This window comes from Geodermatophilus amargosae (assembly GCF_900116515.1).
GTDB classification, from domain to species: domain Bacteria; phylum Actinomycetota; class Actinomycetes; order Mycobacteriales; family Geodermatophilaceae; genus Geodermatophilus; species Geodermatophilus amargosae.
In genome coordinates, this window is the sequence record NZ_FPBA01000018.1 from 46,767 (window position 1) to 60,711 (window position 13,945).

Sequence of the window (13,945 nt, forward strand, 5' to 3'; positions counted from 1 at the left end):
GGTCCCGTGACGACCGACGGCGCTCCCGAGCCGGCCGACGCCGTGCGGCGACTGGACGACCCGGACTTCCCCGCGCTGACCATGAGCCAGGCCGCCGCGCTGCTCGGCGTCCAGGCCGCCTTCCTGCGCAGCCTCGACGGCTCCGGCGTCCTCCAGCCGCACCGCTCCCCCGGCGGCCACCGCCGCTACTCGCGCCACCAGCTGGTGCTCGCCGCGCGGCTGCGCGGCCTGCTCGACGAGGGGCACACGCTCGCCTCCGCCGAGGTCATCCTCGGGCTGCAGGACGAGCTCGCCGACGCCCGCGCCGACACGGCGCGGCTGCGCGACACCGTCGACCGGCTCCGGGGCGGGCAGGACGACGAGCCCGTGCGTGACACCCCTGGGGGGTAGGGGTACAGTCGGCGGCGTGAGCGATCCGGAGAACGCCCCCGGCCACGTCCACGGCTACATCCACCGCAAGGACGACCACCTCAAGCGGCTGCGCCGCATCGAGGGACAGGCCCGCGGGCTGCAGCGCATGGTCGAGGACGAGAAGTACTGCATCGACATCCTCACCCAGGTCTCGGCGATGACCTCCGCCCTGCAGTCGGTCGCCCTGAGCCTGCTCGAGGAGCACCTGGCGCACTGCGTCGCCGAGGCGGTCGCCACCGGTGGACCGGAGGCCGACGCGAAGGTCCGCGAGGCCTCCGCCGCGATCGCCCGCCTCGTCCGTTCCTGACCCCCACCCCCGTTCCGGAGGACCCGCCATGAGCACCGCCACCTACACCGTCAGCGGCATGACCTGTCAGCACTGCGTCTCCGCGGTCACCGAGGAGGTCAGCGGCCTGCCCGGCGTCACCGGTGTGCAGGTCGACCTCGCCGGCGGCGGTCTGACCGTCACCAGCGACGCCCCCCTCGACGACGACGCCGTGCGCGCCGCCGTCGAGGAGGCCGGCTACGAGGTCGCCGGCCGCTGACGGGGCCGGTCGTCGAGGGAGTCGTCGTGCGCACCGTCACCCGGGTCGCCGCCACGCTCGTGGGCGCCGCCACCGTCCTCGGCGCCGGCTGGGGCGCCGGTGCGCTCGCCGGCCCGGTCGGCACACCACCCGCTGCCACCGAGGAGGACGGGGGCGAGGAGCACGCGGGCGAGGAATGGGGCGGCGAGGAACGGGGCGGCGAGGAGCACGCGTCCGACGGGGACCAGGCGGCAGCGGTCCCCGACCTCCCCGCCGGGCTCGCCGTCTCCGCCGAGGGCCACACGCTCGACCTCGCCGACGACGCGCTGCCCACCGGCGCCGCCGTCCCGCTGTCCTTCCGGGTGCTCGGGCCCGACGGCGCGCCGGTCACCGCGTACGACACGGTGCACGAGCAGGACCTGCACCTCGTCGTCGTCCGGCGCGACCTGACCGGCTACCGGCACGTGCACCCCGTCCTCGCACCCGACGGCACCTGGACGACGACGGTCGCGCTGGAGCCCGGCTCCTGGCGGGTGCTGGCCGACGCCACTCCCACCGACCTCGGGCACGGCCTCGTGCTCGGCGCCGACCTCGCCGTCGGCGGCGCGTGGGAGCCGGTCCCACTGCCCGCGCCGTCAGCGACCGCGGAGGTCGACGGCTACACCGTCACCCTCGACGGCGACCTGGTGGCCGGCCGGGAGTCCGAGGTCGTGCTCACCGTGACCGCGACGGCGTGCCGGTGACCGACCTGCAGCCGTACCTCGGTGCCCGCGGCCACCTGGTCGCGCTGCGCGCCGGCGACCTCGGCTACCTGCACGTCCACCCCACCGGCGACTCCGGCGCGGAGGTCCGCTTCGCCGTCCGGGTGCCCGCGGCCGGCGACCACCGGCTGTTCCTCGACTTCCGCCACGGCGACGTCGTCCGCACCGCCGCCTTCTCCCTGACCGCCCGGAGCGCCTCGTGACCACGCAGGTCGAACTGTCGATCGGCGGCATGACCTGCGCGTCGTGCGCGGCCCGGATCGAGAAGAAGCTCAACCGGCTCGACGGCGTCACCGCCACGGTCAACTACGCGACCGAGAAGGCCCGCGTGAGCTTCGGCGACGGCGTCGCGCCCGAGGACCTCGTCGCCACGGTGGAGAAGGCCGGCTACACCGCCGCGCTGCCCGCGCCGCCCGCGGAGGACGACGTCCCCGAGCCCGACCAGGACGCCGGGCTGCGGCACCGTCTGCTCGTCTCGGCGGCGCTCAGCCTGCCGGTCGTCGTGCTCGGCATGGTCCCCGCGCTGCAGTTCACCTACTGGCAGTGGCTGTCGCTGACGCTGGCCGCGCCGGTCGTCGTCTGGGGTGGCTGGCCGTTCCACCGCGCCGCCTGGACCAACCTCCGCCACGGCGCGGCCACCATGGACACTCTCGTCTCGCTCGGCACCACCGCGGCGTTCCTGTGGTCGCTGTACGCGCTGTTCCTCGGCACCGCCGGGGAGCCGGGCATGACGCACCCGTTCTCGCTGGCCGTCTCCCGCAGCGACGGCAGCGGCGACGTCTACCTCGAGGCCGCCGCCGGCGTGACGACGTTCCTGCTGGCCGGCCGCTACGCCGAGGCGCGCGCCAAGCGGCGGGCCGGGTCGGCGCTGCGGGCGCTGCTGGAGCTGGGCGCCCGCGAGGTGTCGGTCCTGCGCGGCGGCGCGGAGGTCCGCGTGCCGGTCGAGCAGTTGCACGCCGGCGACGTGTTCGTCGTCCGGCCCGGCGAGCGGGTGGCCACCGACGGCGAGGTCGTCGAGGGCGCCTCCGCGGTCGACGCCTCGATGCTCACCGGCGAGTCGGTGCCCGTGGAGGTCGGCCCCGGCGACACCGTCGTCGGCGCGACGGTCAACGCCGGCGGCCGGCTGGTCGTGCGGGCCACCCGGGTCGGCGCGGACACCCAGCTGGCGCAGATGGCCCGGCTGGTCGAGGAGGCGCAGAACGGCAAGGCGCAGGTGCAGCGGCTGGCCGACCGGGTGTCCGGCTTCTTCGTGCCGGTCGTGCTCGCGCTGGCGCTGGCCACGCTCGGCTTCTGGATCGGCACCGGCGCCGGTGTGGCCGGGGCGTTCCCCGCCGCCGTCGCGGTGCTGATCATCGCCTGCCCCTGCGCGCTCGGGCTGGCCACGCCGACCGCGTTCATGGTCGGCACCGGCCGCGGCGCGCAGCTCGGCATCCTGGTGCGCGGCCCGGAGGTCCTGGAGTCCACCCGGCGGGTCGACACCGTCGTCCTCGACAAGACCGGCACCGTCACCACCGGCCGGATGAGCCTGGCCGGGGTCACCGCGGCCGACGGCGAGGACGCCGGCGAGGTGCTGCGCCGCGCCGGCGCGCTCGAGGACGCCTCCGAGCACCCGATCGCCGCGGCCGTGGCCGTCGCCGCCCGCGAGCGCTGCGGGGAGCTCCCCGCCGTCAGCGGGTTCCGCAGCGAGGCCGGGCTGGGCGTGCGGGGCACCGTCGAGGGCGTGCCGGTCGTCGTCGGCCGTCCGTCGCTGGTGGGCGCGCTGCCCGCGGAGCTCGCCGCGGCGGTGGCCGACGCCGACGCCGCCGGGCGGACCGCGGTCGCCGTCGGCTGGGACGGCGCGGTGCGCGGCGTGCTCATCGTCGCCGACACGGTCCGGCCGACGTCGGCGGCCGCGGTGCGGCAGCTGCGCGACCTGGGGCTGCGGCCGGTGCTGCTCACCGGCGACTCGACGGCCGCCGCCCGCGCGGTGGCGGCCGAGGTCGGGATCGAGGACGTCGTGGCCGAGGTGCTGCCGCAGGACAAGGTCGACGCCGTCCGGCGGCTGCAGGCCGACGGCCGCACGGTCGCGATGGTCGGTGACGGCGTCAACGACGCGGCCGCCCTCGCCCAGGCCGACCTGGGGCTGGCCATGGGCACCGGCACCGACGTCGCCATCCAGGCCAGCGACCTCACCCTCGTGCGCGGCGACCTGCGCGCCGCCGCCGACGCCGTCCGCCTGGCCCGCCGCACGCTCGCGGTGATCAAGGGCAACCTGTTCTGGGCGTTCGCCTACAACGTCGCGGCGCTGCCGCTGGCGATGGCCGGGCTGCTCAACCCGATGGTGGCAGGCGCCGCGATGGCGTTCAGCTCGGTCTTCGTCGTCACCAACAGCCTGCGGCTGCGCCGGTTCGCCCCGCTCGGGGAGAATCGCGACACGACGACAGCGGTGCCCTCCGGCCGGCCGCTGGTGACCATCGGGAGTGCCCGATGACGCGTGCCCTCCTCGCGCGGTCGATGGCCGTGGTGGGCGTCGGCGCCGGACTCGCGCTGCTGGCCCGCCCGCGGCAGGTGGCCGCCGCGGTGTCACCGGAGTACCCGCCGAGCCGGCTGTGGGTGGCCCGGCTGCTCGGCGCGCGGCTGCTGGTGCAGCACGCGGCCGTGCTGGCCGCGCCCCGGCCGGCCGTCCTGCGCGCCGCGGCCGCCGTCGACCTCGTCCACGCGGCGAGCATGGTGCCGCTGCTGCGGTCGGCCCGGTACGGCCGCGCGGCGCGGCTCACCGGCGGCGGCGCCGCCGGCACGGCGCTCGCGGCAGTCCTCCTCGGCTCAGCAGGCCGGTAGTCCCCCGGCTCAAACCGGGAGGAGGAGCAGGACGGTCGGGGCGAGCAGCAGCAGGCCCGCGCCGACGAGCGCGCCGGCACGGGCGGCGCCGGGCAGCGGCGCGGGCGGGTCGAGCAGCCGGACGACCCGGGCGCCGACCGCGCTGCCGCCCACCGCCAGCGCGCCGTCGGGCACCCCGCCGCCCGCTCCCCCGGCCGCGACCACGATGGCCTGCGCGAGCGTGCGCCGCGGGTCGGGGACGGCGAGCGAGGCGACCGCGCGGTCGTCGGCGCGCATCTCCACCAGCTCGCGCACCGCGGCGTGCGCCCGGGCGGCCGCGGGCAGCACCGGCAGCGCCGCCTCCCACGCCAGGAACGGCAGCAGGTAGAGGTGGTGGTGCTCGGCCAGGTGCGCCCGCTCGTGCGCCACGACGGCGGACAGCTGACCGTCGTCGAGCTCGGCGACCATGCCCGAGGACAGCACCAGCAGCGGGCGTGCGCCGGGGATGCAGAACGCCACCGGCGCCGGGTGCTCGAGCAGCCGGGCGTCCGGGATCGCGGCCGAGGGCTGGACGACCAGCTCCAGCAGCTCCCGGTGCCGGCGGCGGGTGCGGGCGGTGCGCGCCCACGACAGCGCGAGGACGCCGAGCAGCTCGACGGCGAGGACGGCGGCCAGCGTCAGGGTGACCCAGTGGTCGCCGCGGACCGGGTCGCGGGCCGGGTCGCCGGTGAGCACCGCCCAGCCGGCCTCCGGCAGCGAGTGGCCCCACGGCGCCAGGCCGTGCACCAGCAGTGCCCCGATGATCGACAGGCCACCGGCCAGCCCGATCGCCTGCCAGCAGACCAGCGCGACCAGCGGGTCGCGCCGCGGCCAGCGGGCGCGACCGAGCAGCGTTGGCACCGGCCAGGCGAGCAGCGCCGCGAGGACCGCGAGCGCCGCGGCGGTCGCGGGCAGCACGTCAGCGGGTGCGGGCGTCCGGTCCGCTCTGGGCCAGCAGCTGCCGCAGGAGGCGGGCCTCCTCCGGGTCGACGCCGCCGACGAACCGGGCCAGCACCGCCTGCCGGTCGCCGGCCTGGCCGAGGACCTCGTGCATGAGCTCGGCGGCGTGCTCGGCGCGGCTGGCGCGGGGGCGGAACCGGCGCGGCCGGGCGTCGTCGTGCTCGACGAAGCCCTTGCCCTCCAGGCGCGACAGCACGGTGTGCACGGTGGTCAGCGCGAGGTCGCGGTCGGCCAGGGCGTCGCGCAGCTCGGTCGCGGCCACCGGCCCGTCGGCCGCCCACAGGACGTCCATGACGGTGCGCTCCAGGTCACCCAGCGACGCCACGGCTGCTCCTCCCGATCGACGGTCCTCTACACAGCGTAGAACGCTCTCCGCCGGCGCGTCGGGCCGGGAGTCCTCCCACGTCAGGACCTCGGTCCCTGCCTGTCCGCGACCTCACACGCCGATCGTCTACGGGTCGTAGAAAGACCTTTCTACGAGGCGTAGAAAGAGTGTGTCGGCCTCTCCGGCACACACAAGAGGAGCAGCGCGCGTGGACGTGCTCGACATCGCCCGGTGGCAGTTCGGGATCACGACCGTCTACCACTTCCTGATGGTCCCGCTGACCATCGGCCTGGGGATCCTGGTCGCCGTGATGCACACCCAGTGGGTGCGCACCGGCAGGCCCGAGTGGCTGCGGATGACCCGCTTCTGGGGCCGGGTCTACCTGGTCAACTTCGTCCTCGGCGTGGCCACCGGCCTGGTGCAGGAGTTCCAGTTCGGCCTGGCCTGGAGCGAGTACTCCCGCTTCGTCGGCGACGTGTTCGGCTCGCTGCTCGCGATGGAGGCGCTGCTCGCCTTCTTCCTCGAGTCGACCTTCCTCGGCCTGTGGATCTTCGGCTGGGGCCGCATCCCGAAGAAGCTGCACCTGGCCTCGCTGTGGGCCGCCGTCATCGGCTCGATCGTCAGCGCGTACTTCATCATCGCGGCCAACTCCTGGATGCAGCACCCGGTCGGCGTCACCGTCGGCGACGACGGCCGCCCGCGGCAGGTCGACTTCCTCGCCGTGCTGACCAACAACACGGCCCTGGCCGCCTTCAGCCACGCGATCGTCGCCGCGCTCATGGTCGCCGGCGCCCTGCTCGTCGGCATCGGCCTGTACCAGCTGCGCCGGCGGAAGCTGGCCGACAGGTCGGCGACCGACGTCGCGCGCCAGCGCACCGATGACCTGGTGTGGCGCCGCTCGGTCCGGCTCGGCGGCTTCGTCTCGCTGGCCGCGTTCGTGCTCATCGCCGTCACCGGCGACTGGCAGGGCAAGCTCATGTATCAGCAGCAGCCGCTCAAGATGAGCTCGGCCGAGGCGCTCTGCGAGACCGAGGCGCCGGCCCCCTTCTCGGTCTTCGCCTGGGGCAAGCTCGGCTCCAACGAGTGCGACGACGTGCACAGCTACACCGTCCCCGGGCTGCTCTCCTTCCTCGCGCACGGCGACTTCTCCACCGCCGTCCCCGGCGTCAACGAGCTGCAGGAGGAGTACTCCGAGGTCTACGGCGCCACCTACCCCGACGACCCGTCCTTCGGCGACCGCGCCGGCCGGCCCATCGACTACACGCCGGTGCTGGCGGTGACCTACTGGAGCTTCCGGCTCATGATCGGCATGGGCGCGGTCTCGGCCGGTGTCGCGGCCTACGCGCTCTGGTCGACCCGCCGCGGCCGGGTGCCGACCTCGCGGATCGGCGTCTACGGGTCGCTGCTCGCCGTCGGCGCACCGTTCGCGGCCAACGCGACCGGCTGGATCTTCACCGAGATGGGCCGCCAGCCCTTCGTCGTCCACCCCAACCCCGACGTCCCGGTCGGCGAGCAGGTGTACTTCTTCACCGCCCAGGCCGTCTCCCCCGGCGTCACCGCCGCCGAGGTGTGGACCTCGCTGATCAGCCTCGGCCTGCTCTACGGCGCGCTCGCGGTGGTGGAGCTGTTCCTCCTCGTCCGGCTGGTGCGCGGCGGCGTCACCACCGGTGACACCACGCCGACCCCGCCGGCGGTGGGCAGCGGGCGCCGGGACGACGGATCCGACGACGCGGACCCGCGCCCCGGCGACGACCGCGCCGACGACGACGTCCTCTCCTTCGCGTACTGACCGGAGTGCCTGACATGGACCTGCAGACCCTGTGGTTCGCCGCCGTCGCGGTGCTGTGGACCGGCTTCCTGCTGCTCGAGGGCTTCGACTTCGGCGTCGCCGCGCTGCTGCCGGTGCTCGGCCGGCGGACCGCCGACCGGCACCTGATGCTGCGCACCATCGGCCCGGTGTGGGACGGCAACGAGGTCTGGCTGATCACCGCCGCCGGCGCGGTGTTCGCCGCCTTCCCCGGCTGGTACGCCACCTGGCTGCCGGCGCTGTACCTGCCCTTCGTGCTGGTGCTGCTCGGCCTGATCGTGCGGGCGGTGGCCTTCGAGTGGCGGCACAGCTCGCACGACCCGCGCTGGGACGCCACCTGGACCCGCGTCATCACCGGCGGCTCGCTGGTGGCCGCGGCCGGCGTCGGCGCGGCGCTGGGGGCCACCACCCTCGGCCTGCCCATCGACGCCGACGGCACCCGGGTCGGCGGCGCGTTCGCCGGCCTGGGCTGGTCCTCGCTGCTCGGCGCGGCCGCGGTGGTCGGCTTCTCGCTGGTGCACGGCGCGCTGTTCCTGGCGCTCAAGACCGACGGCCCGCTGCGGCTGCGGGCGCGGGCGTTCGCGCTGCGCTGGTCGCCGGTGGCCGCGCTGCCGCTGCTGGCGTGGGCCGGCCTGGTGCAGCTGCGGTCGGGCACGGTGGTCACCGCGGTGCTGTGGCTGGTCGCCGCGCTGGCCGTCGTCGTCACCTGGACCCGGGTGCGCCTGGACCGCGAGGGGCAGGCCTTCGCCGGCTGGGCCACGGTGCTCCTGGCCTCGGCGGCCACGCTGTTCGGCTCGGCCTTCCCGGTGGTCGTCCCCTCGACGATCGACCCGGCCTTCGACGTCACGATCGCGCAGGCCTCGGTCAGCGACTACACGCTCACCGTCATGACCTGGGTGGCCGCCGTCGGCCTGCCGGTGGTGCTCGCCTACCAGGCCTGGACCTACTGGGTGTTCCGCCGCCGGCTCACCGCCGAGCCGACCCACGACGACGCCCCAGTGGCCGCGTGACGGCAGAGATGGCCATTTCTGCCGCTCCGGCCCGGGGTCCGCTCGCCCCGCTGGCCGGCGTGCCGGGCGTGCCCGGTGCGCTGGTCCGCGCGGCGGCCGCCGCCCTCGGCTCGACGGCGGGGCTGGTGCTGCTCGCCGCCGGTCTCGCCTCCGCCGTTGCCCGGGCCGCCGGGTACGCCGACGGCGGGGTGCTGCCCCCGCTCGCGGTCGCCGCCGCCGGCGCCGTGCTGCGCGCGCTGGCCGGCACCCTCGGCGAGCGGGCCGCGGCCCGCGACGCCCGCCGCGCCGAGGACGGGCTGCGCCGCGCGCTGCTCGGCCGGCTCGCCGCCTCGCCCGCCGCCGTCGCCGCCGCGGGTGGCCCGGCGCCGGCCGCGGTGCTGGCCACCACCCGGCTGGCCGACCTCGCCCCGGCGCTGGCCACCTACCTGCCGGCGCTGGCCCAGACGCTCGTCGTCCCGCCGGTGCTGCTGGTCGTGCTGGCCGCCACCGACCTGCTGTCGGCCGGCCTGGTCGCGGTCACCCTCCCCCTGGTCCCGCTGTTCATGGCGCTGGTCGGCCTGGCCAGCCGCGACGGCACCACCGGCGCCGCCCGCGCGCTGGAACGGCTGGCCGCGCACGTCGCCGAGCTGGTCCGCGGCCTGCCCGTGCTGGTCGGCCTCGGCCGCGCCGCCGAGCAGGTCACCGCGCTCGCCGAGCTGGGCGAGGCCACCCGCCGCCGCACGCTCGCGACCCTGCGGCTGGCCTTCCTCTCCGCACTGGTGCTCGAGCTGATCGCCACGCTGTCGGTGGCGCTGGTCGCGGTCACCGTCGGCCTGCGGCTGGTGCACGGCGACCTCGACCTCGCCGTCGGCCTCACCGCGCTGCTGCTCGCACCCGAGGCCTTCGCCCCGCTGCGCGCCCTGGGCACCGCCCACCACGCCGGCGAGGCCGCCACCCTGGCCGCCGGCGAGGCCCGCGCCGTGCTCACCGCCCCCGACGGCCGCTCGCCCGTGGCCACCGGGGACGACGACGACCCGCGCGGTGCCGACGTCGCCGTCCGCGGCCTCACCGTGCGCCACCCCGGCCGGACGCTGCCGGCGCTCCCGCCGACCGACCTGGTGCTGCGCCCCGGCGAGCTCGTCGTGCTGCGCGGCGCCAGCGGCTCGGGCAAGTCGACCCTGCTGGCCGCGCTCACCGGCGCGCTCGACCCGTCCGCCGACGTCGCCGGCACCGTCACCGGCGTGCCGGCCGGCGGAGTCGCGCTGGTCCCGCAGCACCCGCGGACGACGGCGCCCACGGTGGCCGACGAGCTGCGCCGGCACGCCGCTGCCGAGCCCGGGGTGGACGCCGTGGTGGCCGAGGCGTTCGTCGTCGAGGCGCTGCAGCGGGTCGGGGCCGAACCCCTGGCCGGGCGCGACTGCACCACCCTGTCCCCCGGCGAGCTGCAGCGGGTCGCGGTGGCCCGGGCGCTGGTGCGCGTCCGCCGCGGTGCCCGGCTGCTGCTGCTCGACGAGCCGACCGCCCACCTCGACGGCGCCTCGGCCGCCCGTGTCGCCGCCGTGCTGGCCTCCCTGCGCGGCACGGTCACGGTCCTGCTGGTCACCCACGACCCGGCCCTGGCCGCCCTCGCCGACCGCACGGTGACGCTGCCCGGGGTCGCCGTCACCGCCGCTTCCCGGACGACACCGGCGATCTCGCCGCCTCCCGCGGCCCGGGGCGCCGAGATCGCCGATCTCGCCGGGCCGGCCGCCGCCGGCTCCCCCGTACCGGCGGCGGGGCTCGGCTGGCCGCGGCGGGCGCTGGCGCGCGCGCTCGCGGCGGGCACCGCCTCGGCCGGCGCGGGCGTCGCCCTCACCGCGGTGAGCGGCTGGCTGATCGTCCGGGCCGCGGAGATGCCGCCGATCCTCACGCTGATGGTCGCCATCGTCGGCGTGCGCGCCTTCGGCCTGGGCCGCGCCGCGCTGCGCTGGGTCGAGCGGCTCACCGCGCACGACGCCGCGCTGCGCATGGCCGCCGACCTGCGGGTCCGCGTCTGGCGGGTGCTGGCCGCGCAGGGCGTGGCCGCCGACCGGACGCCGGGCAGCGCGCTGGCCCGCGTGGTGGGCGACGTCGGCCTGGTGCAGGACCTCTCGGTGCGCGTGGTGCCGCCCGCGGTGGTCGCCGCCACCGTCCCGGCGCTCACCCTGGCCGCGCTGGCCCTGCTCTCCCCGGCCGCCGCGGGCACCGCCGCGCTGGTCCTCGCGGTCACCGCCGCGCTGGTGCTGCTGGTGCACCGCCGGGTCGACGCCGGCGCCGCCCGCACCGAGGGCAGCCTGCGGGTGGCCGCGCTGCGCGACGTCACCACGGCCCTCGACGGCGCCGCCGACCTGCGCGCCCACGGCCTGGCCGCGGCCACCGCCGCCGACCTCGCCGGCGTCGCCGACCGCCGCTCCGCCGTCGCCGCCACCGGCGCCCGGGCGGGCGCGCTCGGCACCGGCCTGGTCGTGCTCGGCACCGGCCTGGCCGCCGTCGCCGCCACCGCGGTCGGCGTGGCCACCGGCCTCGGCGGCCCGGAGGTCGCGGTGCTCGGCCTCGCGCCGCTCGCGCTCGCCGAGCCGCTCGGTGGCCTGGTGTCCGCGCTGCAGCGGCGCGGCTCCCTGGCCGACGCCCGCGCCCGCCTCGCCGCCGTCCTCACCGCCCCGGTGCCCGCCGACCCGGCCGATCCACTGCCCGCTCCCGCGGCCGTGCGCGACCTCGCCGTCACCGACGTGACCGCCGGCTGGCCCGGCGGCCCGGACGTGCTGCACGGCCTGACCACGCGGGCGACCGCCGACGGCGGCTGGCTGGTGGTGCGCGGCCCCTCCGGCGCCGGCAAGTCGACGTTCCTCGCCGTGCTGCTGGCCGCCCTGCGGCCGCGGTCGGGCAGCTACGTCCTCGGCGGCGGCACGGGGGACGTGGACACCGCGCGGCTGACCGGCGAGGCGGTCCGGGCGCGCACCGCCTGGCTGCCGCAGGACGCGCACGTGTTCGCCTCGACCATCCGCGCGAACCTGGCGCTGGCCGCGCCGCGCGGCGGGCTCACCGGCGCCGACGGCGAGGCGCGGATGACCGCCGCGCTCACCGCGGCCGGCCTCGGCCCGCTGCTGGCCGGGCTGCCCGAGGGCCTGGACACCCCCGTCGGCGCCGGCGGCACCGCGCTGTCCGGCGGAGAGCGACGGCGGCTGGCCGCGGCCCGCGCGCTGCTGGCCGACCGCGACGTCGTCCTGCTCGACGAGCCGACCGCGCACCTCGACCCGCCGACCGCCGCCGCGCTGGTGCGCGACCTGCGCGCCGCGCTGGCCGGCCGGGTGGTCGTCTGCGTGACCCACGACGACGCCGTGGAGCAGCCCGGCGACACCGTCGTCGGGCTCGGCGCGGGAGCCCCGGTCGGCGCCGCTACCTGACGAAGCCGGACCGGTAGGCCAGCACCACGGCCTGCGTGCGGTCCCGCGTGCCGGTCTTGGCCAGTACCGCTGCGACGTGGCTGCGCACCGTCTCGACCCCGAGCACCAGCGCGGCGGCGATCTCGGCGTTGCTGCGGCCGTCGGCCATCAGCCGCAGCACCTCGCCCTCCCGCGCGGTCAGCCGCGCCAGCTCCGGCACTCCTGCCGGGCCGGCCGACCGGACGTGCCGCCGGGCCAGCTCGCGGACCGCGTCGGGGAACAGCAGCGACTCCCCGCGGGCGACGGTCCGGATGCCGTGCAGCACCTCCTCCGGCGTCGAGCGCTTGAGGAGGAAGCCGTCGGCGCCGGCCGCGAGGGCGTCGACGACGTGGTCGTCGTTGGCGAACGTGGTGAGGACCAGCACGCGGGCCGCCGAGCCGGCGCGGACCAGCGCCCGGGTGGCCGCGATGCCGTCGACCCCCGGCATGCGGACGTCCATGAGGACGACGTGCGGCGCGGTCCGCCCCACGAGGTCGAGCACCTCCGACCCGTCGCCGGCCTGGCCGACCACCTCCAGGTCCGGCTCGGCCCCGATGACGGCGGCCAGGCCGCTGCGGATCAGCGGCTCGTCGTCGACCAGCGCGACGCGGACCGTGCCGGTGCCGTGGCCGGTCCCCTGGCCGGTCACCGCAGCGACCCGCGGGCGTGCACCGGCAGCCGCACCGCCAGCACCCACCGGCCGTCGTCGCCGGGCCCGGCGTCCACGACCCCGCGCAGGTCCCGCGCCCGCTCCCGCAGGCCCCGCAGGCCGCGGCCGCCGCCCGCGGTCCCGGGCACCGTGCCGGGGACCTCGTTGGCCAGCCGGATCCGCAGGTCGCCGGCCGCCTCCACCTCCAGCCGGCAGGCCGCCCCGGGCGCGTGCCGCAGCGCGTTGGTCAGGCCCTCCTGCACGATGCGGTAGGCCTCCCGCGACACGACCGCCGGCAGCGCGCCCACCTGCCCGGTCACGGACACCTCGACGCGGGCGCCGGCGGCGCGGGCGGTGCCGACCAGGGCGTCGAGGTCCCGCAGGTCGGGCGCCGGGCCGGTGCCGGCCGGGCCGCCGGACTCCTCGCGCAGCAGCCCCAGCACGTGGTCGAGGTCGACGAGCGCGCGGCGGGCGGCGTCCTCGGTGGCGCGCAGCGCCGTCTCCGCCGCCGCGGGGTCGCGGGTGAGCAGCCGGCGGGCCGCCCCGGCCTGGACGGTGACCAGGCTCAGCGAGTGGCCGACGCTGTCGTGCAGCTCGCGGGCCAGCCGGTCGCGCCCGGCGAGCAGCGACACCGACGCCTCGGCCGCGGCCAGCCGCTCGGCCGTGGACCCGGCCAGCAGCCGGGGCGCGAGGGCGGCCAGCCCGCGGCCGAGCAGGTCGCCGCCCGCGACCACGGCGACGGCGAGGACGACGGCCAGCGCCAGCCGCACGCCCCACCCCCCGGGGACGCGGGCGTCGCCGAACAGGCCGCCCGCGTCCGGCGTCGCGGCCAGCAGCACGGCGGTGGGCAGCCCGACGACGAGCAGGGCGCCGGCCACTCCCCCGGCCAGCACGTGCAGCACCAGCAGCAGCCCGGTGCGCGCCCGCTGCCCCGCCGTCGTGGACGGGCCGACCCGCTCCTCCGCGCGGCCGGTGAGCAGCGCCCCGACCGCCGCGCCCTCGATCGACCGGCTCTCGGCGAGGGCGCCCACGGCGGCCAGCGGTGCCGCGACGACGAGGAGGGCGAGCGGCGCGGCGATGACCAGCGGCAGGCCGGAGGTGATCAGGACCTCGACCGGCCAGGCCAGGACGACGCCGCCCGCGAGCGCGAACGCCCCGCCCAGGAGCAGGTACACCCAGCGGTGCAGCTCCCGCCGCAGCGCGGGTGACGGGGCGGCCGGCACCACGGCGCCATCCTGGCAGGC

Annotated in this window: 14 protein-coding genes; 10 read left to right on the forward strand and 4 right to left on the reverse strand. The window is 77.7% G+C overall.

The annotated features are described in order from the left end of the window. Window positions 1–6: 6 nt before the first annotated feature. The 7 genes from BM414_RS20125 to BM414_RS20150 are packed head-to-tail and all read left to right on the forward strand — an operon-like array spanning window position 7 to window position 4,513. Window positions 7–390: a helix-turn-helix domain-containing protein gene (locus tag BM414_RS20125; RefSeq protein WP_217644835.1), complete on the forward strand. Its 384-nt coding sequence runs from the start codon at window positions 7–9 to the stop codon at window positions 388–390. Between the two features lie 16 nt (window positions 391–406). After that, window positions 407–718 carry a metal-sensitive transcriptional regulator gene (locus tag BM414_RS20130; RefSeq protein ID WP_281246766.1) on the forward strand — a complete coding sequence of 104 codons (312 nt, stop codon included), beginning with the start codon at window positions 407–409 and terminating at the stop codon, window positions 716–718. A 28-nt stretch (window positions 719–746) separates the two neighbouring features. Next, complete coding sequence (locus tag BM414_RS20135; protein ID WP_093582310.1) at window positions 747–956, forward strand: heavy-metal-associated domain-containing protein; 210 nt, start codon at window positions 747–749, stop codon at window positions 954–956. A gap of 26 nt (window positions 957–982) precedes the next feature. After that, entirely contained in the window at window positions 983–1,678 is a 696-nt protein-coding gene (locus BM414_RS20140; protein WP_245784855.1) for a hypothetical protein, read from the forward strand. Further along, the gene (locus tag BM414_RS30990) at window positions 1,675–1,899 is read left to right on the forward strand and encodes a hypothetical protein (protein WP_245784856.1); all 225 of its coding nucleotides are present in this window, start codon (window positions 1,675–1,677) and stop codon (window positions 1,897–1,899) included. The genes BM414_RS20140 and BM414_RS30990 overlap by 4 nt, the downstream gene beginning before the upstream one ends. Continuing rightward, window positions 1,896–4,166 carry a heavy metal translocating P-type ATPase gene (locus BM414_RS20145; protein WP_281246767.1) on the forward strand — a complete coding sequence of 757 codons (2,271 nt, stop codon included), beginning with the start codon at window positions 1,896–1,898 and terminating at the stop codon, window positions 4,164–4,166. Before BM414_RS30990 ends, BM414_RS20145 begins: the two co-directional genes overlap by 4 nt. Then, window positions 4,163–4,513 carry a hypothetical protein gene (locus BM414_RS20150; protein WP_093582312.1) on the forward strand — a complete coding sequence of 117 codons (351 nt, stop codon included), beginning with the start codon at window positions 4,163–4,165 and terminating at the stop codon, window positions 4,511–4,513. Before BM414_RS20145 ends, BM414_RS20150 begins: the two co-directional genes overlap by 4 nt. A 9-nt stretch (window positions 4,514–4,522) precedes the next feature. Here BM414_RS20150 and BM414_RS20155 read toward each other — a convergent pair whose 3' ends face one another. Beyond that, window positions 4,523–5,449 carry a M56 family metallopeptidase gene (locus tag BM414_RS20155; protein ID WP_093582314.1) on the reverse strand — a complete coding sequence of 309 codons (927 nt, stop codon included), beginning with the start codon at window positions 5,447–5,449 and terminating at the stop codon, window positions 4,523–4,525. Between the two features lies 1 nt (window position 5,450). Then, on the reverse strand, window positions 5,451–5,816 hold the full coding sequence (locus BM414_RS20160) for a BlaI/MecI/CopY family transcriptional regulator (RefSeq protein ID WP_093582315.1): 366 nt from the start codon (window positions 5,814–5,816) through the stop codon (window positions 5,451–5,453). Window positions 5,817–6,024: 208 nt separating this feature from the next. Here BM414_RS20160 and BM414_RS20165 point away from each other — a divergent pair, with 208 nt between their 5' ends. The 3 genes from BM414_RS20165 to cydC are packed head-to-tail and all read left to right on the forward strand — an operon-like array spanning window position 6,025 to window position 12,034. Next, window positions 6,025–7,605: a cytochrome ubiquinol oxidase subunit I gene (locus BM414_RS20165; RefSeq protein ID WP_093582317.1), complete on the forward strand. Its 1,581-nt coding sequence runs from the start codon at window positions 6,025–6,027 to the stop codon at window positions 7,603–7,605. A gap of 14 nt (window positions 7,606–7,619) precedes the next feature. Beyond that, window positions 7,620–8,633, forward strand: a complete 1,014-nt coding sequence (cydB, locus tag BM414_RS20170) for a cytochrome d ubiquinol oxidase subunit II (protein WP_093582319.1) — start codon at window positions 7,620–7,622, stop codon at window positions 8,631–8,633. Further along, complete coding sequence (gene cydC / locus BM414_RS20175; protein WP_245784857.1) at window positions 8,630–12,034, forward strand: thiol reductant ABC exporter subunit CydC; 3,405 nt, start codon at window positions 8,630–8,632, stop codon at window positions 12,032–12,034. Before cydB ends, cydC begins: the two co-directional genes overlap by 4 nt. On the opposite strand, the gene BM414_RS20180 is transcribed toward cydC, so the two are convergent. Further along, window positions 12,027–12,701, reverse strand: a complete 675-nt coding sequence (locus BM414_RS20180; RefSeq protein ID WP_093582447.1) for a response regulator — start codon at window positions 12,699–12,701, stop codon at window positions 12,027–12,029. The two genes, cydC and BM414_RS20180, sit on opposite strands and share 8 nt — an antisense overlap. Further along, a complete protein-coding gene (locus BM414_RS20185) occupies window positions 12,698–13,927 on the reverse strand; it encodes a sensor histidine kinase (protein ID WP_217644836.1) in 1,230 nt (409 codons plus the stop codon). The genes BM414_RS20180 and BM414_RS20185 overlap by 4 nt, the downstream gene beginning before the upstream one ends. Between the last annotated feature and the right edge of the window lie 18 nt (window positions 13,928–13,945).